The organism is Janthinobacterium kochi (assembly GCF_051380715.1).
GTDB lineage: Bacteria > Pseudomonadota > Gammaproteobacteria > Burkholderiales > Burkholderiaceae_D > Janthinobacterium.
The window spans coordinates 93689-115502 of the sequence record NZ_JBNYXO010000011.1 but is presented as its reverse complement, the minus strand read 5'-3'; the positions used below and the strand labels follow the sequence as shown (position 1 = coordinate 115502).

General features: G+C 57.0%; 19 protein-coding genes and 1 tRNA gene. All 20 read right to left on the bottom strand.

The features are described 5' to 3' along the window. Window positions 1-18: 18 nt before the first annotated feature. Window positions 19-765: a glycosyltransferase family 32 protein gene (locus ACQ4WL_RS21350; protein WP_436511541.1), complete on the bottom strand. Its 747-nt coding sequence runs from the start codon at window positions 763-765 to the stop codon at window positions 19-21. After that, window positions 762-2030: a lipopolysaccharide biosynthesis protein gene (locus tag ACQ4WL_RS21345; protein WP_436511540.1), complete on the bottom strand. Its 1269-nt coding sequence runs from the start codon at window positions 2028-2030 to the stop codon at window positions 762-764. The genes ACQ4WL_RS21350 and ACQ4WL_RS21345 overlap by 4 nt, the downstream gene beginning before the upstream one ends. After that, the gene (locus tag ACQ4WL_RS21340; RefSeq protein WP_436511539.1) at window positions 2031-3629 is read right to left on the bottom strand and encodes a hypothetical protein; all 1599 of its coding nucleotides are present in this window, start codon (window positions 3627-3629) and stop codon (window positions 2031-2033) included. It abuts the gene before it with no gap. A 62-nt stretch (window positions 3630-3691) separates the two neighbouring features. Continuing rightward, window positions 3692-4375 carry an exosortase-associated protein EpsI, B-type gene (gene epsI, locus ACQ4WL_RS21335; protein ID WP_436511538.1) on the bottom strand — a complete coding sequence of 228 codons (684 nt, stop codon included), beginning with the start codon at window positions 4373-4375 and terminating at the stop codon, window positions 3692-3694. Next, entirely contained in the window at window positions 4372-5268 is an 897-nt protein-coding gene (gene xrtB / locus ACQ4WL_RS21330; RefSeq protein WP_436511537.1) for an exosortase B, read from the bottom strand. The genes epsI and xrtB overlap by 4 nt, the downstream gene beginning before the upstream one ends. Continuing rightward, entirely contained in the window at window positions 5268-6140 is an 873-nt protein-coding gene (gene epsG / locus ACQ4WL_RS21325; protein ID WP_436511536.1) for a chain length determinant protein tyrosine kinase EpsG, read from the bottom strand. The genes xrtB and epsG overlap by 1 nt, the downstream gene beginning before the upstream one ends. A gap of 22 nt (window positions 6141-6162) precedes the next feature. Then, window positions 6163-7572 (bottom strand): chain length determinant protein EpsF, encoded by a 1410-nt coding sequence (epsF, locus tag ACQ4WL_RS21320; protein WP_436511535.1) that lies wholly within the window; start codon window positions 7570-7572, stop codon window positions 6163-6165. Window positions 7573-7632: 60 nt separating this feature from the next. Further along, window positions 7633-8421: a polysaccharide export protein EpsE gene (gene epsE, locus ACQ4WL_RS21315; RefSeq protein WP_436511534.1), complete on the bottom strand. Its 789-nt coding sequence runs from the start codon at window positions 8419-8421 to the stop codon at window positions 7633-7635. Between the two features lie 54 nt (window positions 8422-8475). Next, the gene (locus ACQ4WL_RS21310; RefSeq protein WP_436511533.1) at window positions 8476-9474 is read right to left on the bottom strand and encodes an EpsD family peptidyl-prolyl cis-trans isomerase; all 999 of its coding nucleotides are present in this window, start codon (window positions 9472-9474) and stop codon (window positions 8476-8478) included. 509 nt (window positions 9475-9983) lie between these two features. Further along, a complete protein-coding gene (locus ACQ4WL_RS21305) occupies window positions 9984-11366 on the bottom strand; it encodes an undecaprenyl-phosphate glucose phosphotransferase (protein WP_436511532.1) in 1383 nt (460 codons plus the stop codon). 8 nt (window positions 11367-11374) lie between these two features. Continuing rightward, window positions 11375-12625: an XrtB/PEP-CTERM-associated polysaccharide biosynthesis outer membrane protein EpsL gene (gene epsL, locus ACQ4WL_RS21300; protein WP_436511531.1), complete on the bottom strand. Its 1251-nt coding sequence runs from the start codon at window positions 12623-12625 to the stop codon at window positions 11375-11377. Between the two features lie 40 nt (window positions 12626-12665). Continuing rightward, the gene (locus tag ACQ4WL_RS21295; RefSeq protein ID WP_436511530.1) at window positions 12666-13328 is read right to left on the bottom strand and encodes a CAAX prenyl protease-related protein; all 663 of its coding nucleotides are present in this window, start codon (window positions 13326-13328) and stop codon (window positions 12666-12668) included. A gap of 175 nt (window positions 13329-13503) precedes the next feature. Beyond that, window positions 13504-15396: an ATP-binding cassette domain-containing protein gene (locus ACQ4WL_RS21290; protein ID WP_436511529.1), complete on the bottom strand. Its 1893-nt coding sequence runs from the start codon at window positions 15394-15396 to the stop codon at window positions 13504-13506. A gap of 171 nt (window positions 15397-15567) precedes the next feature. Further along, window positions 15568-15642, bottom strand: a tRNA-Arg gene (locus ACQ4WL_RS21285). Between the two features lie 76 nt (window positions 15643-15718). Continuing rightward, window positions 15719-16786 (bottom strand): alginate O-acetyltransferase AlgX-related protein, encoded by a 1068-nt coding sequence (locus tag ACQ4WL_RS21280; RefSeq protein WP_436511528.1) that lies wholly within the window; start codon window positions 16784-16786, stop codon window positions 15719-15721. A gap of 8 nt (window positions 16787-16794) precedes the next feature. Beyond that, the gene (locus tag ACQ4WL_RS21275) at window positions 16795-18162 is read right to left on the bottom strand and encodes an MBOAT family O-acyltransferase (protein ID WP_436511527.1); all 1368 of its coding nucleotides are present in this window, start codon (window positions 18160-18162) and stop codon (window positions 16795-16797) included. Window positions 18163-18502: 340 nt separating this feature from the next. Next, complete coding sequence (locus tag ACQ4WL_RS21270) at window positions 18503-19243, bottom strand: PEP_CTERM-anchored TLD domain-containing protein (RefSeq protein ID WP_436511526.1); 741 nt, start codon at window positions 19241-19243, stop codon at window positions 18503-18505. 123 nt (window positions 19244-19366) lie between these two features. Then, on the bottom strand, window positions 19367-19759 hold the full coding sequence (locus ACQ4WL_RS21265; RefSeq protein WP_436511602.1) for a RidA family protein: 393 nt from the start codon (window positions 19757-19759) through the stop codon (window positions 19367-19369). Window positions 19760-19794: 35 nt separating this feature from the next. After that, window positions 19795-20946 carry an acyl-CoA dehydrogenase family protein gene (locus tag ACQ4WL_RS21260; protein WP_436511601.1) on the bottom strand — a complete coding sequence of 384 codons (1152 nt, stop codon included), beginning with the start codon at window positions 20944-20946 and terminating at the stop codon, window positions 19795-19797. Window positions 20947-20959: 13 nt separating this feature from the next. Further along, on the bottom strand, window positions 20960-21814 hold the full coding sequence (locus tag ACQ4WL_RS21255; RefSeq protein WP_436511524.1) for an enoyl-CoA hydratase family protein: 855 nt from the start codon (window positions 21812-21814) through the stop codon (window positions 20960-20962).

Genomic DNA, 21814 nt, shown 5'->3' with positions numbered 1-21814 from the left:
TTAACATTGCCAGGAGCATCATCCAACATCGGCGATACGTGTGACGTGCCCGAACGGTGTAAAGGAAATATCCCAACGACGCTGCAGGGCCATCCGCTTAACTATCTTGAAGATCAGCCGCTTGATGCGGCTATCGACCCACGACACATTCAGTCCATAATGATGAATGCCAATAGTCTGCGGCGTGATGTCGCTATACATCAGTTGCATGGCATTACGCGGGTTGCTACGATCGTACGGATTGAAAGGGTAAAAGGTAACCGGTTCAAGTTGCGTGCTGCTCCCGCCGAGATCGAGTTCCACCGCTTTCTTCAGCACCACGGGCGAAGTAGCGAATAGGCGCTGTGCAATCAGCTCGTGCAAAATCAGGATGCGGGCCGTCGCCATCACGCGATTGCCTGCTTCGCAGGCCAAAAATCCCGTACCGTAGCCCTGGCCCACCTCCTTGAACGTTTCGCGGGCCATCAGGCAACCATTCAAACCCAGCAGCGAATCGAGCGACGCGATCAACTCCAGGTCCGTATCAAGGTAGATGCCACCCTGCTTGAACAGCACATCGAAACGCACCCAGTCGGCAACGAAAGCCCACTTCTTTTGAATAATCGCCTCCCGACAATAATCATTGTCGATATCGGCATTATCCTCATTCCATAATTTCAACTCATATTCTGGACAATATTTCTTCCAGGATTCGATACAGCGGCGATGCAAGGTACTCATTTCGCCACGGCCAAACCAGCAGTAATGAATAATTTTGGGGATCATTTATTTCTCAAGGCAATTTTTCGCAGCAAGACGATTATGACAGCGGCAACGAATATGACATGGACAAGGAAGGCAAATACAGCGCCAAACAATCCAAAATACACGGTCAGCAGCCACAATTCCAGCAAATACAATGCATTTGTCGCCACAGAAATGATCGTCGTTTGCCGCATTTTCCCGAGCGCCCAGTAAAACGAATGCGTGGTCACGAAAGTACCTGCGATGACTGCGGTCAAAAGAACGACGCTAAATTCCGGCAAATAATCTTGCAGCACGGGGAAAAGTCTCGGCATCCAGAAGAATTGACTCACATAACACAGGATGCCGGCCACGGATGTCACGCCAAACAACATCTTCATCGTCTTGATCCACAAGCTAAATGCCCCCCTCAAATCGCCAGCATTAACGAGTTCGGCAAACTCAGGAATCGAAGTGGAATAGAACGGCGCTGTGGCCAAATTCACCAGGGAATAGATGCGCTTTAGAATACTGAATACTCCGAGGCTGGCCCCGGGTAAGGCGAAACCAATGATGATACGATCCAGTTGCACCACAGGCAGATCGCAGATTGCCTGCAAGGTACTCCACTTGCCCGCTTCCATCAGGCGCCCCTGATGCATCTCAGCCGCCGGCAGTGCTCCTTCGATCCCGCAGTTGCTGCGGAAAATCAGGAAGAACAGGATCAGGCAACGAAACACTTCCGGCACCGTATACGCCAGGATCATGCTCGATAAGGTGGGGTGATAGTGCGACACGGCAAACAGCACAATCAGCTTGAACAGATTGGTCAGAAAACCGGCATACATCAGCACATTGTATTGATTGACCAGTCTGAAATAGGCATTGTGCGTGCCGATCACGGGAAAGACTGCAGCCAGGGACAGCAACAACAAATTGAATCCGGAAAAATCCGCAACTTGCGGCAATGTCGAGATGGCCAAGCCGCAGGCCACCAGCACCACAACCACCATCGCCAGCAGTTCATAGCGCGCGCTTTTGATGACAGCGCTGCGCAGGGTTCCGGCCTCGATCTTGTGGCCCGGCAATGCTATCAGCATGCCTTGCCAATACTGGAAGCCACAGATGGTAAATACCGTCAAGGCAATCGACTGCACCAGCACCAGATGGCCATACGCCTCCACGCCCGCAATAGCCAGCATCACCGGTATGGTAAGCACACTCACCCCTGCGCCTACCACATTCAGAAAAAACATCATCGAGCTATTTTTTACCAGTTTGCCAAACGCCGTGTTTGCTGTACTCATCTAAGTAACTACTCCGCGTAAATACTTGTCTATATCAGGCGGCGTATCGGCGGGCTTTTCCACGGCGTTCGCAGGCTGCTCAAAACGGACAAACTGCACGATGCAACCCAGGCAGAAATAGCACAGCAATTGTATTGGAGGTTCGTCTATCAAGGTGCGGTTATACACCAGCGTACTCATGAATAGCATCAACATGATGGTACTCGTGTCCGCCATTGCCAGGCGCTCTGGGCTCTCGCTGCTACGCGCCACATAACGAATGCCCAGGCGAATGCCGAGCACAAAAATGGCTAAGTATGCCAAAGTTCCAAGTATCCCGACGTCCCACAGCAGCGTCGCCATACCGGTGGAGCCAATCTGCAGGAGGCGGTAACGGGCCGCGACTACGCCGCGGCCAACGGTCGAGCTGACCGCGCTGGCGCCAGGTCCAGAGCCAATCAGGCGCTCTTGAATGGTCAGTGCGGGATCGTTGTACCAAAACGCCAGTGTTGCACCACGGCTGACTTCACCGGTGACGTAATTGATATTATTGGGGTCGACCACATAGGCGCCCAAGGTATTCACCTTGTCTTCGGTCGTTTCAGTCTTGGTGCCCTCGCCCCAATACAAGGCGTGATAGGTCATGAAGATGCCCGAACTGATCACCGACATCAGCGCCGCAAAAACAATGAACGCCATGACGTTTTTCATGACCCTGCGCCGCAATACCCAGAAGACACCCAAAGGCAACCACAGGAAAACCGCCTTGACCTCTCCCAGCAGGATGATCGCCAGGCCAATCACAAATACGAAAACCACCTGCCACAGGGGGCTGATACCACGTACCCAGCGCGCCAGCATATACAGCATGGCGGCGACCGTAAATAGAACCAGTATCGGACTCATATTCTCGCCAAAGGAACCGACTACGCTATCCCAGCCCAGGCTGCTTATCATGAAGAAGTGCTGATATACGACCAGCGGAAGCTGCATAAATGTAATTACAACCACCATCGACCACAAGAACAGCAAGCGTTTGTCGGACCATTCGAACCAGTACATGGCAAACAGCACGCCAAACATTGGCAAGCAGAAACGCAGGGTGGAAATCAACTGTCCAGTGGTGGCGTGACCGAGGAAAATACTGAAGGCATAAAATGCCAAATATATCCACACGGCGACAATGACGCGCGTCGCGCCTTGGGAGTGTGCGGCCAGACGATCGTTCGCCAAGCGGTTCGACAGGCTCTTCTCGAGAATGGCGCGGGCAAAAAACAGGGCGCTCAGCCCGCTGGCCATCCATGTCGCCAAACGCATCTCGAAAAAAAACTGCACAGTCCCTGCGATGAAAAACACAGCGAAGAAAAGGATGGGCATCAATTTCTTCGTGCTCACAAGAAGCAGGATAGGTACGAAGATCAGCGCCCCGGTCAGTACGACGGTCAGCTGTATCTCCCCAAGCGCGATGACCATGCCAAGCACGAGCGCCGTCGCCAATCCTCCAAGAATGAGCAGGAAGGCGCTCAGGCCAGGCATGCCCTGTTTGGCTTTGCCTGGCCTGGCACGTACGGCTTGCACAGGGGCCGCGTTCAAGCGCAGTTTCTGGGAAAAAAAACTCATATATATTCCATGCACGGCGTGGACGCCGGGCTCAATAAGGTGAAACGCTGTCAGAGCACCGGCTACAGCGAGGTGCCAGCAAAGTGCTGGCGCAAGTTCGCCGGCATGGCCTGCAGTAACTGATCAACAAACGCCTGCTGCAAACGATAACCGTCTTCTGTATCGCCGCCGATACTCGATACCCGCATCAGAGTCGCGTCGGGAATCAGGCCCCGCACGGCATACGCCAACTTGACCTTCTTGACTTCCCACAAACTGGGCACGGCCTTGTCGCCAACGACGACCCAATACGTAATTGGCTCAATACGGTTATTCAGTGTGGCCACCATGCGGGACGCGGCAATCGCACCTGCCTTGGTAGGCAACGATATCTGGGTAGTCTCGCCTACCGCAAAACCCTGTCCGCCATAGCAGCCCTCCGGGAAATGCACGGACAGATTGTCACGTTGGTCGGTGCCATAGGCGATCGACAGCATGATGCGCTCACCTTGCTGGTTCACATAGGTGCGCGACAAGGTTTCGGCATAAATTTTATTGAGTTCTTCGAGCGTGGTGGGGTTGACCACGGCAGCGACCTGGCTCATATCTTCCTGCCAATCGCCGAACTTGGCCGGAATCGCCGTACTGAGGATGACTCGCGCACGCGTATCGGCCAGGCGCACCGTAGGCGTGACCGCCTTGGTACACAAGGCGCCGACCAGCATCATGCCCGCCATGGACCAACTGATCATCGTACTTTTTTTCATGCAGCCACCTTTCGGGCATGCCACAACCGCGCCAGCCATTGCAGCAAGGAGTCCAGGCTCAGTATCAACACCAGCGCGCTAATGAACAGTACCATCCCCGCAAAACCATGCAGGAAACCCTGTCCTGCGGCATCGCCGAAATAGTAAGTGACCAACGTCAATGTGACCACGCGCATCACGTTTGCGGTAAAGGAAATGGGAATAATCAGGATCGCCAGGCCTATGTTGCGGATGGCCGAGGTATGACGCACCAGATTCAGATAGAACAGGCCAAGCGCTTCCAGCGTCAGCAACGTTTGCAGACCGGCGCAAGCGTCAGCGACCAGAAGCTGGTATTGGCCGATCTGCAGAATCACGCCAGTGCGTGCAATCGGATAGCCGAACCAGAACAGGATATGCTCACACACGTACGAGACAGCCATCTTCATCGGCAAGGTCAGCGTACTGACGACCGAGCTTGGCAGCGGAATCATGAACAACATGAAGAAGAACGGAAACCAGGCCACGCGCAGCGCCTCTATGCCCAGCTTGAGCACCACGATGGCAGCCGTGAGCATGACAAATGAGCCAATCTCGAAGGCGAGAATCTGCTGGGAGCGGCCGGCAATATAAATCAAGAGCGCGGCGACGAAAAGCAGCCAGCCAAACAGTGGCGCACGGTTAAATTGAGCAACGGCCAATATCCGTTCGCGCTGGCGCCAGATGAGCCAGAACGCGAGCAGCAGAATAATGGGACCGTGCGCCTGTTCCTCGGTCATCCAAATGCCGGTAAACAAGGTGTAAAACGATGGCACATACAGCACTGCGAATCCAACCACTATAGGCAGCCATTCCAGCAGCAAATCGCGGCCTGGCAGGCTACCCACCAGCTTAGGTCGAGTGCCAGTATTCATCAGAAGTCCACCAATACCGAGCCGATTACTTGCGCGCCGCTATGCAGCATCTGTTCGGTCATGGCATTGATGTCGGCGACAGGCGTGTGATTCTTGCGTGCCACCAGCATTACGCCTCCGGTGCGTGCGGCCAGGGCCAGCGCATCAGAACCGAGCGAGAATGCCGCCGAGTCATACAGCACGACGTCATACGTCGCTTCGAGCTCGGCGCGCAAGGTGGAAAATGCCGGGCGGCTCAACAGTTCCTGCGGATTCGGCGGCAAGGTGCCCGCGCCCAGCACGGACAAGTCGACAAACGATTCAATGCGCGTGATCACATCGCGTTTGGCTCGACCGGCCAGGATGTCCGACAAGCCCTGGCGTCCTTCCATGCCGAAAATCTCGTGCTGGCTGGGATTGCGCAGGTTTGCATCGACCAGCAAAGTTTGTTCGCCCAACTGGGAAAATACCACGGCCAGGTTGGCAGCAAACAAGCTGGTTCCGTCACCATCATTGACACCGACCACCACCAGGGATTTTCGACCCAGCGCCATCCAGCGCAACATCAGCTGGCTGCGGATGGCGCGCAAGGTTTCCACCTGCGGGCTGAAAGGCTGGTAGGCAGCGATCAGCTTGTCGGAATACTTGCCCTCGCCCTGCTGCAGATAGGGATAGTCAAACTGGCGCGCCAGGACTTGCTGGATATCCGCCTCAGTCACCAGCCCCAGACGCTGGGCGGCCTCGCCAAAGCGTATGCCCAACTCTTTTTGCATGCGCAGGACACGTTCGGCACTTTCAGGCGTGATCTTGCCCAAGGAAAGCAAGAGTGCACCGATGCTTGAGTCGGCAGTCCGCGGCGTCGCAGATACTAGCGGTTGCAATACTGGATTCATATTATCCCCAATACTTAATTACTTAATTAAAACGCAAACTACGCGGCAACAACGATTTAAATCGATTCAGGCGCGGACGTGTCGGCGCACTCCAGTCGATCGAACCAAGCACAGGCAATTGCAACAATTCGCTCAGGTCAGCCTCCGAACGCACGCGGCGATCCAGCATTTCCGCCAGCAAGGAAAAGCCCACACCGAGCAAGCCGCCCAGGAACAGGGCCAACAGCGTATTCAACATGACTTTTGGGCCAGCAGGCTTAATCGGTGCAACGGCAGGGTTGAGCAAAAATATATCGGATTGTTCAGACTTGCCCTCGATACTGGTCTGCGAGAAGCGCTGCGAAGCGATATCGAAGGCGCGTTGGGCGCTTTCCACATCTTTCTGCATCACGCCCATTTCGTCACGGGTACGGTTCAATTCAAGCACCTTGTTTTTTTGTGCCGCCAACGCGGCGCGCACCGAGCCTTCGCGCTGCTGCATGATGCCGGCGTTCTTGCTGACCGAATTAGACGTCACGCGCGTGCTGTCAGCCAGTTCGCTGCGCATGCGTTCGACCTCGGCGCGCAGGCTTTCGTATTGTGGATGATTGCGTCCCAGTCGCTGCGCCATCTCGGCAAGCCTCGATTCAGCCGTTGCCAGGCTCAGTTTCAAGTTCTGGACCAGCGGGTTCGACGCGACATCGGGCGACTCAGAACCCGCATTGCCTTCGGCCATGCGCTGGCGCGACGACGCCTCCATCGCCAGGCCTTGGACAGCCACCAATTGAGCCGATAGATCGTTCAAGCGGTTCGATTCCACGTCGAGGCGGTTATCCACGCTGACAATACCGTGCTCTTGCTGGTACTTCGACAAGCGGCTTTGCGCCGCTTCCAGACTGTCGCGCAACAGTTTCGTTTGCTCATTGAAATACACGGCCACCTTTTTCAAGGGATCGACTTTCAGCTGAGTACTGGTTTTTTGGTACTCATCAGCAAAAGCGTTGGCGATGGCCGCGACAAACTGCGGGTCGTTGCCCTTGAAACTGATATCGACCACACTGCTTTCGCGCGACGGCACAATTTCCAGCTTGGACAGCAACAGATCCGCCAGCCAGTCACGCACTGTGCCCTTGCCTTCGGTGACCTCATTGAACTGGGCAATGACGGCGGGACTTTCCGCCAGCCGCAGCTGATCGACGACCTTCAGCGCCACGTTCTTGCTGCTGATAATGTCGATTTGCGTCGACATATAGCCCGGCAACAACTGCATAGGCAATGCCAGTCCGGTCACGGGATCGACGCCCTTGTAGCTAATCAACACGGACGCCGTACCCTTATAGGTCTTGGGCAGCATGAGGCTGACCACCACCGTCGCACCGACCGTGATGAGCAAAGTGAATAGCAAGATTCGTTTGCGGACAAACAAGACGAGCAAAAACTGGTGGAAATTCATGGTTAACTCTCATATCAGTAAAACAAAGCCAGTCAGGCCGGCGCGCCGGAACGATTCAGCTTAAAACAAACTTTCTTTGACATACACGACATCATCGACTTGAATGATGTCGTCATGCTTGGCATCGAGCACTTGCATGACGCCTGCAGCATCACGGCGCTTGATGCGCACGCCACGCTCAGTACCGCGTTGTGTCAAACCTCCGCCAACGGACAGGGCTTGCAACACCGTCATTGCGCGCTCCAGGCGGAATGCTCCCGGACGCTGCACTTCGCCATAAATATAAAAACGCGGCGCCCGTTCGACAAACAGGACATCGTTGCCAGCCAAGTCAAAGTCGCGCGCCAGATCGGCACTGCGCAGCATGTCGACGATGTCAACAGTCTCTTTGGTGGTGGTATCAGCGCGCTTGCGTATCAGGCTAACCACGTCTCCGGCTTCAGGACTTTGGCCGCCAGCCATGGCCAGAATATCGAGCAAGCTACGCTTGCCCTCAATCGGATAGCGACCAGGGCGATTTACCTGACCCAGCACAGACACTTGCTGGCTCTGCAATGCAGTCACAATGATATTAACTTGAGCCTTGCGTAAAAAACCGCCACTTTCGAGGGCCTGTCCAAGCTTTTTCTCTGCCGCAGCAACAGACAAGCCGCCCACACCAACTGCCCCTACCAAAGGAAAAGTAATGTTGCCGGCCTCGCTGACACGTGTTTCCAGGCCAAGATCAGGACTGCCATACACGGAAATCTTCAGCACATCACCAGCACCGAGCAATACCTCGGCGGCACCTGCCATACCAACGCTGCAAGCCATCAGTACAGCTGCCATCCACATTGCAAGTCGTTTCATGATTTGCTCTATCCTTTTAAAAACTCTGTTAAACCCCAAAATACCTGCCTGCACTTACTTCAAGCCAAGCCCGGCACGTGCATTAATCTCGCCATTGTCAGCCACCGGTGCCGGCGGGGCAGCAACGGGCGGTGCCGCCGCCGGCACAGAAACGGCTGCCGCCGATGCGGATGCGGATGCGGATGCGGACTTCTCGGTCTTGTTCAGGTATTCGATCTTGGCGCTAGCGCGCAAACGTTTCAGCTCGGCTTCCGCGGCATCCTTGTTCTTCTTATTGAAGAGGAACTGTTCGATCTGCCGCGTCGCTTGCGCCAGAACCACCGGACTCTCCTTGATATCGGCCAGGGAAATCAATAAGGTACGGTCACCTTCGCGAACGATGAACAACTGACCTGCCGGCATTGCCGCCAGCTTGGCACTCAATTCAGGCGCGAGATCGGCACTGGTACGCGACAGTTGCATACGGCCATACTTGACATGATTGGCGTCCAGCCATGCCGCCACTTCGTCCAGCGACTTCGCACGATCCATCGCCTTCTTCAGCTCATCATTCATGTCCGCCGAGGCGATAACCAGTTCACGCATATCAAACTGCTTGCGCTCGCTAAAGTACTGCGGATTCTTGTTAAAGTACTCCTCCACCTCGGCCGCTGTCGGCTTGACAATCACACCGATGCGTTTTTGCATATAGGCTTGGGCAATGATCAACGCCTTGGCACGCTCGACAGCTTGTACCACTTTGGGCTCACGGTCGATTTTGTCTTTAACGGCCTCATTTTGTAATAACTGGCGGTCGATCAATGACTCCAGCAATTGCTTGCTGGCGGTTTCCTGCTGAACTGCGGGTACATTGGCATGCTGCAACTCGTCATTCAGTTGCAATACCGTGATTTCCTCACCATTGACGCTTGCCAATGCCTGGCCGACCCTTTTTTCCTTGTCTCCACAGGCCGCCAATCCGACAGCGACCCAGAGGACCAACGCAACGCCCAACAATCGCGTATTGGCGATTGATCTGCGGAGTGTCAAACCAGAGTTGTGAAAATGATTCAAGATTACTCCTTCGATTTAGCTTCCAAAAACGCAATTAGTTACCACCAAGCAATCTCTGTCCAACATCGGAGCATTGCTTAAAACAAAACGCATCTTCAGAAATTAGTGGCCTGATGCAAACAATTATCAATATAATAAAATATCATACACAAAATACAAGGAAATGGGAAATTATTTGCTTAAAAATCTACGAAGAAGGTTTTAATACAACTGTTTCTGGTGTCGACTTGTCGAAAAAGCCCTCCCGAAGGGACCACTTCCCAAAGTGCAATATTTCTTAAGCAATAGCCTTCTGTGTACGCAATATGTCTTGCTCAGGCGCAGCTGATGCGCGGGTCGCCAGCAGTGGATGCAGGCAAGGAAGAGTCGGTACGAGATGCGAATGCATACCAAGCATAGGCACTAGGTCAGAGGCGGGGCTGCAGGCAATCCCGAGGATGACCTGTGTGCGCATATTTTATCGCGTATCGACTGAGCGAAAAACAAATCCTTCCCCTCCCACCTGCCTGTCAATGTGCATTATCGCGTTTCAGCACCACCTTCACGGTGCGCATGATGATCCATAAATCGAGCCATAACGACCAGCTACGCAAGTAATCGAGGTCAAAATGAATGCGTGCCTCCATCTTGTCCAAGGTCTCCGTCTCACCGCGCAAACCATTGACTTGCGCCCATCCGGTGATGCCAGGTTTGACTTTGTGGCGCAGCATGTAGCCTTTGATCAGCTTGCGGTACTGTTCGTTGTGCGCCACCGCATGCGGACGCGGCCCGACGATACTCATGCGCCCTTGCAGCACATTGATAAATTGCGGCAATTCGTCAAGCGAACTCTTGCGCAGAAAAGCGCCAATGGAGGTCAGGCGCTGGTCATTCCTGGTGGCCTGGACTACCTTGTCGCCATCCTCGCTAACGGTCATTGATCGAAATTTATAGACAATAATCTCCTCGCCATACAAGCCATAGCGGCGCTGGCGAAAAATCACGGGCCCCTTCGACGTCAGTTTGACGGCGATGGCGATGACCAGCATCACTGGCAGCAACATGATCTGGATCAATAAACCCAGCACGATATCGCTACTGCGCTTGACCATGCTGTTAAAGCCCGTGAACGGTGATTCGCGGATGGCGATCACAGGCATGCCGCCCACGTTGTCGAAACGCGCCTGCATCAGATCGAAAATGTAAATATCGGGCAAAAAGTACACGGAAGCCGTCGTATCTTCGAGCTCATCGAGCATCTTGCGGATGCGCGGCTGGGCCGAAATCGGCTGGCTGATGAATATCATCTTGATATTGTGTTCACGCACATAGGCGGCAATATCGCTCATTTTACCCAGCATGGGCTCGCGCATCCTCTCCGGCCAGCGGTCATCCGTGCGATCGTCGAAGAAGCCGCGCACGCTCATGAAGAGATTCGGATTGCGCTCGATGATGGTGGCAAACTTCAGGCTGGCGTCATTGGCACCGATGATGACCACCGAGCGCACTTCGCTGTCGCCGTCCGGACGCAGGCTGAATTTGCGCCCGGCCAGGTGCCCGGCCAGCAGCACGAAGGGCGTGAGGATGAACCAGGCAAGCACCACCTGCGTATCGAAGTGATAGGTGAGGCCCGTGGCCGAGCCGAGGAAGGTCAGAATGAGCGAGGTGATCGTCCAGGCCACCAGAATATCGCGCGCATAGGCCAACATGCGCCCGCTGCGCCAGGTACGGTAAGGATCGACGTGATGGAACACCGTCGACGCAATGAAGACGGCGAGTATCATCAACACCAGCGTATAGCCGGTAAATGGCGAACCCGACAGGACCGTCAGCAGATACAGCAGGCCCATGATAATCATTGGATCGAGGACGCGCTGAAAAAACGAGATCAGAGGTATATCATTGACAGTCATGTTGATCTTTAAAACTGTACGCTGCCATTGAAGGAAATACCCTTGGCCCGATAGCCGCCGCTATCGACGATGGCGGCGCCATCGCGCCGCTCGTGGAACAGGCGTACGCCAAGCTGGACTTTCGGATGTGGCGCATACGTGGCGCCAAGCGAGGCGGTGCGGGTGGTATCGCGGCCGTCGCCAGTCAGCACCAGGCCGCTGACGGCAGCGAAATCGCGCCGTTCCTGGCGCAGTTGCGCATCGATGCTCACCTTGGACGTCGCGGCCCAGGCGGCCGCCATACTGGCGCCCGTATTCAGGCTGCTCGTCACCAGCGAATTGTCGACCGAAGCGAATTCGCGCCAGACGACGCCCGTGAAATTGACCTTGCCCAAAGGCTTCCAGTACACGCTCAGCCGGCCATTCGTGCCGCTGGCATCGCGCCCGGACAGCAAGTTGTTGCGGTGGCGCACCCAGCCACCGAGGAACTCCACCTGCGTGATGTCGCTGAAATCCCAGAAGACATTGGCCTTGATTTCATCCTGGCGATAGCCGTTGCCGTACACATTGGCATCGAGCACACCGCGGTTCGGATACTTGCCATTCAGGTGACGCAACTGCAGGCCGATGCGGCTATTGCTGCGCGCCAGGTAGTCGATGCCAAATTCCGTCGCGTCTTCCGTCCAGTTGGAAAACGCCTGCGATGGCAAGTCATACAAGTAGCGCTCGCGCGACAGGCCGCCGCGCACGCGCCAGCTGGGGTGGAAACGCCAGGCGCCATTCACGTACTCGCGGCGCTGCGTGCGCAAATTGCGCAACGTGCTCTGGAAGTCGCTGAACGGCGTCAGGGTCTGCGAATAACTGGCGCCCACATTGCCTTCGAGGTGATTGGCGATGTGCCACTCCAGGTCCGCCAGGTAATCCTTGCCATCGTAGTCGAACTGGCTGAAGCGGTTGAAGCTGACCTTCGACCACTTGGCCTGGCCCGTCAGCACCTGGCGTCCGATGGGACGGTTGAACAGGAAGCCTGCCTGCAGCATCCTCGACGTATCCGAACGGGGCCCGGAAAAACCCGGCACATCGTCCGGCAAGCGCATCAGGTTGTCATCGTACGAGTAGGACGTGGCAACGAAAGGCTTGATGGTGTCGCTGATATCGGCCAGGGCGGTGCCACTGGCCAGGGTTCCGGCCAAGGTACCGACCAGAAGCAGCCTGACAGGCAGGCGGGAGCGGACCGTCAAGGCGGCGGGAACGGCTTTTTTACGCAAGGAATTCAACATGGATTTTGTCTTTGAAAGATCACACAGTTGATAGGCAATACTACCAGTAAATCCAGTGCCCACCAGAAATAATCCAGAGCCCCAGCACGCCGTTCGTCACGCCATGCGCGAGGACAGGCGACCACAGGGACTGGCTACGCATGTACAACAAACTATATGCCGCACCGGCCACCATGCCGGCCAGCCATAAATTATGTTCAAAGCCAAACAGCAGCACGCTGATGGCGAAGGCCTTGGCGCTGGCCACGCGCGGATCGGCCCGCAAAAAATCCGGCTTGTCGATCCAGCGCAGCAGGAAGGAGCGCCAGAACAGCTCTTCCATCACGGGCACCACCAGCGCCGCGCCGGCAATCCGCAGCAGCACCAGGCTCCACTCTATGCGGCCATCGGTGCGGGGATCGAAGCCGTCGGGGCTGCCAATGCGCATCCAGCTTGCGTCGAGATTGATCCAGAGCAAAAAAACAACAAGACCCGTTACCAGCGCCCCGAGAATGGCACGCGCGCCCAACGGCGTCCACATCAATTCCGTGTAACTGCGGCGCCAGTACAACAACATGCCCAGCACGACGCCGATCTTGACGGCATACAGCCAGCGCAACTCTTGCGCGGCAACACCCAGGCGACCGAGCATGTCGGCAATGAAAATGAAGGAGAGATAGGCCAGGAATGGCGCTACCCGGGGCAAGGCGGCGCGGTCAAACATATTGCCGCGCATCGGAGGAGGAGCCACGCGCCGGACGCAGTGGTCCGGAGCGCGTGTTTTTCATGACAAACATGCATTCCCCGATGTAATAAATATAATTATATAATTATATCAAGCGGGACTGTTGCCGTGGCAAATATCCTAGCTAAATTACAACAGGTTATGCAAAAAAGCATCAACCGTTGGCGCGTGCCTCGATTTGCTCCCATTTTTCCAACGCTTCCAGCAGTTCGCCTTCGATCTCGGCCACGCGCGCGTTCAGGCGCTTGCCTTCGGCCGGCGTCTTCTTGTAGAAGTCCGGATGCGACAATTCGGCGGCCAGCACCGATTGCTCGTCTTCCAGCTTGGCGATCAGCTTCGGCAACTCTTCCAGCTCGCGCTGTTCCTTGTAGCTGAGCTTTTTCTGCTTGGCGGCCGGTGTGGCTGCCTCGGCCTTTACGGGCGGCTTGCTGGCTGGCGCCGTGGCGATCGGCAAGGTGCGCACGCGCTCCCAGTCCGTGTAGCCGCCGACGAATTCGCGCCACTTGCCCTCGCCTTCGGCGACGATCACTTGCGTGACCACGTTGTCGAGGAAGGTGCGGTCATGGCTGACCAGGAAGACGGTGCCCGTATATTCTTCCAGCAACTCTTCCAGCAATTCCAGGGTATCGATATCCAAGTCATTGGTCGGCTCATCGAGCACCAGCACGTTGGCCGGCTTGGCGAACAAACGCGCCAGCAGCAAACGGTTGCGTTCGCCGCCGGACAGCGACTTGACGGGCGAACGGGCGCGTTCCGGCGCAAACAGGAAGTCGTTCAGGTACGTCATCACGTGGCGGCGCTGGCCATTGATCTCGACCCAGTCGCTACCCGGCGCGATGGTTTCCATCAAGTTAGCCTCTTCGTTCAGCTGCGTGCGCATCTGGTCAAAATACGCCACTTGCAGCTTGGTGCCCAGGCGGATGGTGCCCGTGTCAGACTCTTCCTGGCCCAGGATCATCTTCAGCAAGGTGGTCTTGCCAGCGCCATTGGCGCCGATCAGGCCGACTTTATCGCCGCGCAAGATGGTGGCACTGAAATCCTTGACGATGACCTTGTCGCCATAGATCTTCGAGACGTTTTCCAGGTCCGCCACGATCTTGCCCGAGCGTTCGCCGGCCGACACGTCCAGTTTCACTTGTCCCTGCTGGTCGCGGCGCGCATTGCGCGTCAGGCGCAGCGCTTCCAGGCGGCGCACGCGGCCTTCGTCACGCACGCGGCGCGCCTTGACACCCTTGCGTATCCACACTTCTTCCTGCGCCAGGAACTTGTCGAACTTGGCGTTTTCCACCTCTTCAATTTCCAGCTGCTCCGCCTTGCGGGTCTGGTAAGCCGTGAAGTTGCCCGGATACGACAGCAAACGGCCGCGGTCGAGCTCGATGATGCGCGTAGCGACGTTGTCGAGGAAGGAGCGGTCATGGGTAATGAACAGTACGCTACCCTTGAAGTCGCGCAGCAAGCCTTCCAGCCACAGGATGGAGCTGAAGTCCAGATGGTTGGTGGGCTCATCGAGCAGCAACACATCGGGCGCCGACACCAGCGCGCGCGCCAGCGCCACGCGCTTTTGCATCCCGCCAGACAGGGTCTTCATCAGCATGTCGCCCGTCAGGTTCAGACGGTCGAGCACGGTTTCCACCTTGTTCGGCAAGCTCCACGCATCGGCCGCATCGAGTTTCACCTGGATGTCGTGCATGCGTTCCATCAGTTCGTCGTCGTTGCCTTGGCCAAACTGGCCCGTCAGCGCATCGTATTCCTTCAGCCACGCCTGCGATTCGCCCATGCCGGAGGCGACGGCGTCGAACACGGACATGTCCGGATCGAATTGAGGTTCCTGCTCCACATAGGCGATCTTGATGCCTTGTTGCATCACCAACAAACCGTCATCGAGCTTGAACTTGCCCGAAATAACCTTTAACAGCGACGATTTACCCGTGCCGTTGCGGCCAATCAAGCCGACCCGCTCCGTGGTTTCCAGTGAAAATTCCGCGTGATCGAGCAGCGCGACGTGACCGAACGCAAGTTGCGCCGATGAAAGAGAAATGACAGCCATAATGAGTAAGAGTGCTCGGGCGCCGTTCCCTGCCCACCGCGTGGTGTGCAAAACAGCCGCCGATTAGATGAATGAAGCACGCATTGTACCGATAACTCGGACTTCAATCGCCATCGACCAGTAACTTTCGCCCGCAGGGACTCGGGCCGCCGACGCGCGCTGCGTGGAATGTGGTGTCGCCAGCAGGAATCGAACCTGCATTTAAGTCTTAGGAGGACCTTGTACTATCCATTGTACGATGGCGACACGCGCAGCGGCATTATACAGGCTAGTGCCGGCCATTAACAGTCCGGCAAGCGGGCGTGTGCGTGGCAACAGCGCATCAGTGCCCTGCCACCTGGCGCAATGGTGCTGGCAAACCGGGCAATGCCGAAGGCAGCAAGGGCAGGATTTGCTGAGCCGCCAGCTTGTGCGCCACCGGGTTCCAGTGGCCGTCCATTGGCAGGAAATCCATGCGCTCGCGCTGCTGCTCCCAATGTCGCGCGAATACAGGCTGCATGTCCACCACCTGATAGCCGTGTCGCACTGCACTCTGGATAAAAAATGCGCGATCGCCCGCTTTCCAGTTAGGCACCGCCTTCTGCGGCGTGTACAGCATGTTCCGGTCAGCATCGACCACGAAGATAAAGCGGGTATCGCCCGCGCCGCCCAGCGCGCGCAATTGCGTCATGTAGTACTCGAGCGCGGCAGCACGGCGTGCATCAGGTGCGCCGGTGGCCGCCTCCTGCGCCGCGGCAGGGGGGCTGCGGTGCAACTGACTCATCAACCAGTCAGGAAATTTCAAGTTGTAATAGATATAGCGGCCCAGAGCCGAATAGGCGACCAGCCGCTTGGCCTTGGACTCGACATAGGGAACATGCACCAACTGGATATTGCTCCCTTCGCTGACAAACATGCTATGGCCCCGCTGCACTGGCGCCAGGATGTCCAGCATGTCCATCGGCTCGACAAACATCACTACCGTGCGCGGATGCAACTGCGCACGCGTATAACGCAACACTTCCAGCGCATCGGCAAACCCATTGCCCGAGGCGGAAGCTGCATACACGCCACCGCCCAGGGCCTGACTCAGCTGGCCTTGCAGGGTTTCCGGATAATCCAGCATCAAGCTTTCAATAAAACTGTCGCCGATGACAAGAACGGCAGCATCATCCTTGAAATCGGGGGAGTTGCTAAAGCCCTGCCGATTCGTCTTGCCATGCCGGGCATTCGCCAGGGCCCAACCATGCGAATACACGTATTGCTGCTGCGGCAGATAACGGGCATACGGACGCTGCTCACTGCTCTGCTCCATGCGCATCCCGGATACCACCGGCATGCATTGCAGGAACGCTTCCAACGCCAGTGCCGTAACCAGCACACCCAGGCCTATCGCAAATATGGAGCGCATATTATTCATCAGAAATTAAAATACAAGAATTCAGAAATGCCACGCGTCTCGCTAATGGCCAGCAAGAGCAGGCAAAGCATCAACATGCCCCCGAGCAAGATGTTGCCCCGGCCACTGTCCAGTCGCTGCTCCGCCGACAGGCGCAAGCCTCGCCCCAGCAGCTCATACACATTCGGCATGCAGAAAACGATGGCGGCACAGACGCCAAGCCACCACAGGCAGGAACTCAGTTGCATGATGCGGTTCACACCCAGCATGCTTTCCTGCATGGCGGGCGTCAGCGTGCCGCCGCACATGGCCTGCAGTACGTCCAGTGCCACATCGATGGAAGTCGCGCGAAAAAACACCCAGGCCAGTACCACAGCAAAAAACGTCGCCAATGCGCCGCCGGCGCGTACCGCCAGGTTGCTGCGCTCGCCCAGCAGATGGCGCAACGCATGGTTGACGATCAGATACATGCCGTGCAAGCCACCCCATACCACGAAGGTCCAGTTGGCGCCGTGCCACAGTCCGCCCAGCAGCATCGTGATCAGGAGGTTGCGGTAACGCAAGAACCCGCCCTTGCGGTTCCCGCCCAGGGGGATATACAGATAATCGCGCAGGAAATTGGACAGCGTGATGTGCCACCTGCGCCAGAAATCGATGATCGAGGTGGCCTTGTATGGCGAGAAAAAGTTAATGGGCAAGATAATGCCGAACATATAGGACAGGCCATAGGCCATGTCGCAGTACGCCGAGAAGTCAAAATACAGCTGGAAGGTATATGCCAGTGCACCGGCCCAGGCCTCCAGCATGCTCAAATGGGCGTGATGGAGGTCGAAGATGGGAGCGACGTAGCGCGCGATGCCATCGGCCAGAATGACTTTCTTGAACAAGCCTATCGTGAAGAATGTCAGGCCGACGATCAGGCGCCCGCGGCTGAAAACATGCGATTCTGCCTGCACGAACTGCGGCATCATCTCCTTATGATGCAGGATAGGACCGGCGATCAGGTGAGGAAAGTAGGTGACGAACAAACCATAGCTTTCCGGCTGATAGTCCTTGACTTTGCCGGCGTGGCAATCGACCAGGTAGGCGATTTGAGTGAAGGTGAAAAACGAGATACCAATGGGCAAGGTAATGCCCAAGGGTTGGAATGGCGCCCCTGTCAAGGTGGCAACAATGCTGATCACAAAATCAATATACTTGAAAAATACCAGCAGCAGCAAATTGAAGGCGAGTCCGGCCCACAGCCAGCGCTTTGCCTCGCGCTTGTGGCCCGTCTCCTGACGTTTCGAGACAACTCGGCCAATGGTGAAGTTGCAGCAGATTGACAGCAGCAGCAGCGGCAGGTAGGCGACGTCCCAGTAACTATAGAATGCAAGCGAGGCCAGCAACAGGAAAATAATGGATAAGCGCAGTGAATATTTTGACAGGAGAAAGTATCCCAGCAACGCCAACGGCAAGAACACCAGAAAGAACGGAAATGAATTAAATAACACAGTGCGATTCCATAAAGTTGCTTGTACGTAACGCTTTAGCGATCAGCAATGGCAAGTCTATGCTTTTCACGCCGATATTTGTTTATTATTCTTTTTGTCATCATGACGAGACGGGCTCTTGCCCGCACGACCTGCCAGCATGCGCAGCACGGCCGCGACCATGCGCGCCGTCGCCGCCAGCCATTCCTGCGCACCATTTCTCGCCACACTGGGGATACCGTAAAAGCGTCCTGCCTTACTTGACAAGCGGCACCACGCTCAATTTCCTGTGCCGCACGGCGCCTGCACCGACAAGCAACAAGCCGACCAGCAACAGCTGCAACATCGCCGGTTCGGGCACGGCACTGATGGAAAATATCTGGATGGCACCAAAGGTCACATCGTAGCCCTTCCAGATGGAGCCATCGAGCAGACTGACGCCAGTCGATGGCTGTCCCAGATAATTGTAGGTATAAAGCAAAGAGCTGCCGCCGTTCGTCAGATCCCGCGGAACATACAAATCATGCCCGTAGCCGAAGGTGGGGCCGTAGTCGGCATTGTTGTACGTTTGATCTTTGCCGATCCCATCGCCATTGAAATACTGTTTCAATTGCGGAAGCATGACACCGCTTGTCAAGTTGAACAGGAAGGCCGTGCGGGAACTATCGTCCATCGTCACATGCATGCCATCGGTGGAACTCCAGCTTTGCGGATTATAACCACCCACGAGCCAGGTCTTCCCAGAGCTGTTAGTTGCCTCCATGACAGAAAAAGTGCGCCCCTTGGCATCGGACGCCTTGTGAAAATCCAGCGAAGTATCACCGGCGGCCTTGGTATAAATATTCGACAAAGACAACTGGCCTTCACCGAGCCAATTTTCCAGTTGCGTTTGGTAAGCGGGAGTGAGTAATGACGTACCGGAATCGGCCTGGGCACCCAGACACACACAGCACATCGACAACACTGCACATCTTGCTGCTCTGAATTTGTTCTGCATCTTGCACCTCAATTATCAATATTGTAAAACGACGCATCACTTATAATTACTAATATAGCACGATAGATGGTATTTTTATATTTATAATTTAGATATCAAAACGCAATATTTCTTGAGGGAAATTTAAACAGGCAGCACCGCCGTCACCTCGATTTCCACACGTGCGCGATCCTCGATCAGGCCCGCGACCTGCACCGCCGTCATGGACGGGTAGTGCTTGCCGATAATTTCGCGATAGGCCACGCCGATTTGCGGGTACGCCGCCACATATTCTTTCTTGTCGAGCACATACCAGTTCATGCGCACAATGTGCTCGGGCAAGGCGCCCGCCTCGGCCAGCACGGCGACAATATTCTGCAGCGCCTGGCGCACCTGCCCCGCGAAGTCGTCCGTGTGAAACTGGCCCTGTGCATCCCAGCCTATCATGCCGCTGACATACACCGTGCGCCCGCTGGCAGCCACGCCGTTCGCATAGCCGCGCGGCCTGGCCCATCCCGGTGGTTGCAGCACTTGCATCTTGCTCTCCTCGTTATTCATGCGGTTCATGCCGTTCATGCGTTGGCCGCCTCGCGCAGCATTTCGCGTGCGATGATCAATTGCTGCACTTCGCTGGCGCCCTCGTAGATGCGCAAGGCGCGAATTTCGCGGTACAGGCACTCGACCGGGTGCCCGCTGACCACGCCCATGCCGCCGAACATCTGCACGGCCGCGTCGATTACCTGCTGCGCCGTCTCCGTGGCCGTCAGCTTGGCCATGGCCGCTTCCTTCGTCACCTTGCGGCCCTGGTCGCGCTGCCAGGCGGCGCGGTAGGTGAGCAGCGCGGCCGCGTCGATACCGGTGGCCATCTGCGCCAGCTTGGCCTGCGTCAGCTGGAAGTCGGCCAGGGTCTGGCCGAACATCTGACGCGCCATGGCGTGGCGCAGCGCTTCATCGAAGGCGCGCCGCGCAAAGCCCAGGGCGGCGGCGGCCACCGAGGTGCGGAACACGTCGAGCGTGGCCATGGCCACCTTGAAGCCCTGCCCCGCCTCGCCCAAGCGCTGCGACACGGGCACGCGGCAGTTGACGAAGCGCAGGCGCGCCAGCGGATGGGGCGCGATGACGGCGATGCGCTCGGCGATTTCCAGGCCGGGATTGTCGGCGTCGACGATGAAGGCGCTGATGCCGCGCGCGCCCGGCGCCTCGCCCGTGCGGGCAAACACCACGTAAAAGTCGGCGATTCCGCCGTTCGAAATCCACGTCTTTTCGCCGTCGAGCACATACGCGTCGCCGTCGCGGCGCGCCGCGCACGCCATGGCCGCCACGTCGGAGCCGGCCTGCGGCTCGGACAGGGCAAAGGCGGCGATGCGCTTGCCGCTGGCCACGTCGGGCAAATAGCGCGCCTTGTTCTGCGCGCTGCCGAAGAGGCCAATGGCACCTGAACCAAGTCCCTGCATGGCAAAGGCGAAATCGGCCAGGCCATTGTGGCGCGCCAGGGTTTCGCGGATCAGGCAAATGGCGCGCGTGTCGATCTTGCCATCGATGCCTGTGGCATGCGCGAGCCAGCCGCCCTGTCCAAGTTGCGCCACCAGCGCGCGGCAAGCCGCATCGACATCGGCGCCGTGCGCGCCATCCAGGTGCAGCACCGCCCACGCATCGAGCTCGGACTCAAGCGCGGCATGGCGCGCCTCGAAAAACGGCCAGTCCAGGTAAGAGGTGTCGCGTATATTGTTCATCTTCTCAATCGCCCTCGAACTGGGGTTTTTCCTTCGCCACGAAGGCGTGATAGGCGCGGTGAAAATCGTTGGTGGCCATGCAAATCGCTTGCGCCTGCGCTTCCGCCTCGATGGCTTCGTCGACACCCATGTTCCACTCCTGCTGCAGCATTTTTTTCGTCATGCCGTGCGCGAAGGTGGGGCCGCTGGCCAGGCCAGCGGCGAACAGCTGCGCCGCCTCGTTCAGCTCTTCCGGCTCGACCAGGCGGTTGAGCCACCCCCAGCGCTCCGCCTCCACACCAGGCAGGGAGCGGCCCGTGTACAGCAGTTCGGCGGCGCGGCCCTGGCCGATCACGCGCGGCAGCAAGGCGCAGGCGCCCATATCGCAGCCGGCCAGGCCCACGCGGGTAAACAGGAAAGCCGTCTTGCTGCGCGCCGTGCCGAGGCGGATATCGGAAGCCAGCGCCAGCATGGCACCGGCGCCCGCACAAATTCCGTCTATGGCGGCAATGATGGGCTGCGGGCAGGCGCGCATGGCTTTCACCACGTCGCCCGTCATGCGCGTAAACGCCAGCAAGCCGGGCATGTCAAGCTGCGTCAGGGGGCCGATGATGTCGTGCACATCGCCACCCGAGCAGAAATTGCCGCCGCTGCCCGTGATCACCACGGCCTTGACGTCGTCCGCATGCGCCAGCGCGCGAAACAGCTCGCGCAATTCCGCATACGAATCGAAGGTCAGCGGATTCTTGCGCTCGGGCCGGTGCAGGGTCAAGGTGGCCACGCCTGCGTCGACGGAAAACAGGAAATGCCGCGCGGCGTAATGGCCCAAGCTGGCGCGGTTGCCTGGCAGGTCTTGCGGCTGGCCGGGTAGATGGCGCAT

Bases quoted from the DNA above. Each gene is read 5' to 3' on its own strand.
- ACQ4WL_RS21350 (WP_436511541.1), bottom strand. From the start codon at position 765: ATGATCCCCAAAATTATTCATTACTGCTGGTTTGGCCGTGGCGAAATG.
- ACQ4WL_RS21345 (WP_436511540.1), bottom strand. From the start codon at position 2,030: ATGAGTACAGCAAACACGGCGTTTGGCAAACTGGTAAAAAATAGCTCG.
- ACQ4WL_RS21340 (WP_436511539.1), bottom strand. From the start codon at position 3,629: ATGAGTTTTTTTTCCCAGAAACTGCGCTTGAACGCGGCCCCTGTGCAA.
- epsI (WP_436511538.1), bottom strand. From the start codon at position 4,375: ATGAAAAAAAGTACGATGATCAGTTGGTCCATGGCGGGCATGATGCTG.
- xrtB (WP_436511537.1), bottom strand. From the start codon at position 5,268: ATGAATACTGGCACTCGACCTAAGCTGGTGGGTAGCCTGCCAGGCCGC.
- epsG (WP_436511536.1), bottom strand. From the start codon at position 6,140: ATGAATCCAGTATTGCAACCGCTAGTATCTGCGACGCCGCGGACTGCC.
- epsF (WP_436511535.1), bottom strand. From the start codon at position 7,572: ATGAATTTCCACCAGTTTTTGCTCGTCTTGTTTGTCCGCAAACGAATC.
- epsE (WP_436511534.1), bottom strand. From the start codon at position 8,421: ATGAAACGACTTGCAATGTGGATGGCAGCTGTACTGATGGCTTGCAGC.
- ACQ4WL_RS21305 (WP_436511532.1), bottom strand. From the start codon at position 11,366: ATGACTGTCAATGATATACCTCTGATCTCGTTTTTTCAGCGCGTCCTC.
- epsL (WP_436511531.1), bottom strand. From the start codon at position 12,625: ATGTTGAATTCCTTGCGTAAAAAAGCCGTTCCCGCCGCCTTGACGGTC.
- ACQ4WL_RS21295 (WP_436511530.1), bottom strand. From the start codon at position 13,328: ATGTTTGACCGCGCCGCCTTGCCCCGGGTAGCGCCATTCCTGGCCTAT.
- ACQ4WL_RS21290 (WP_436511529.1), bottom strand. From the start codon at position 15,396: ATGGCTGTCATTTCTCTTTCATCGGCGCAACTTGCGTTCGGTCACGTC.
- ACQ4WL_RS21280 (WP_436511528.1), bottom strand. From the start codon at position 16,786: ATGCGCTCCATATTTGCGATAGGCCTGGGTGTGCTGGTTACGGCACTG.
- ACQ4WL_RS21270 (WP_436511526.1), bottom strand. From the start codon at position 19,243: ATGCAGAACAAATTCAGAGCAGCAAGATGTGCAGTGTTGTCGATGTGC.
- ACQ4WL_RS21265 (WP_436511602.1), bottom strand. From the start codon at position 19,759: ATGCAAGTGCTGCAACCACCGGGATGGGCCAGGCCGCGCGGCTATGCG.
- ACQ4WL_RS21255 (WP_436511524.1), bottom strand. From the start codon at position 21,814: ATGCGCCATCTACCCGGCCAGCCGCAAGACCTGCCAGGCAACCGCGCC.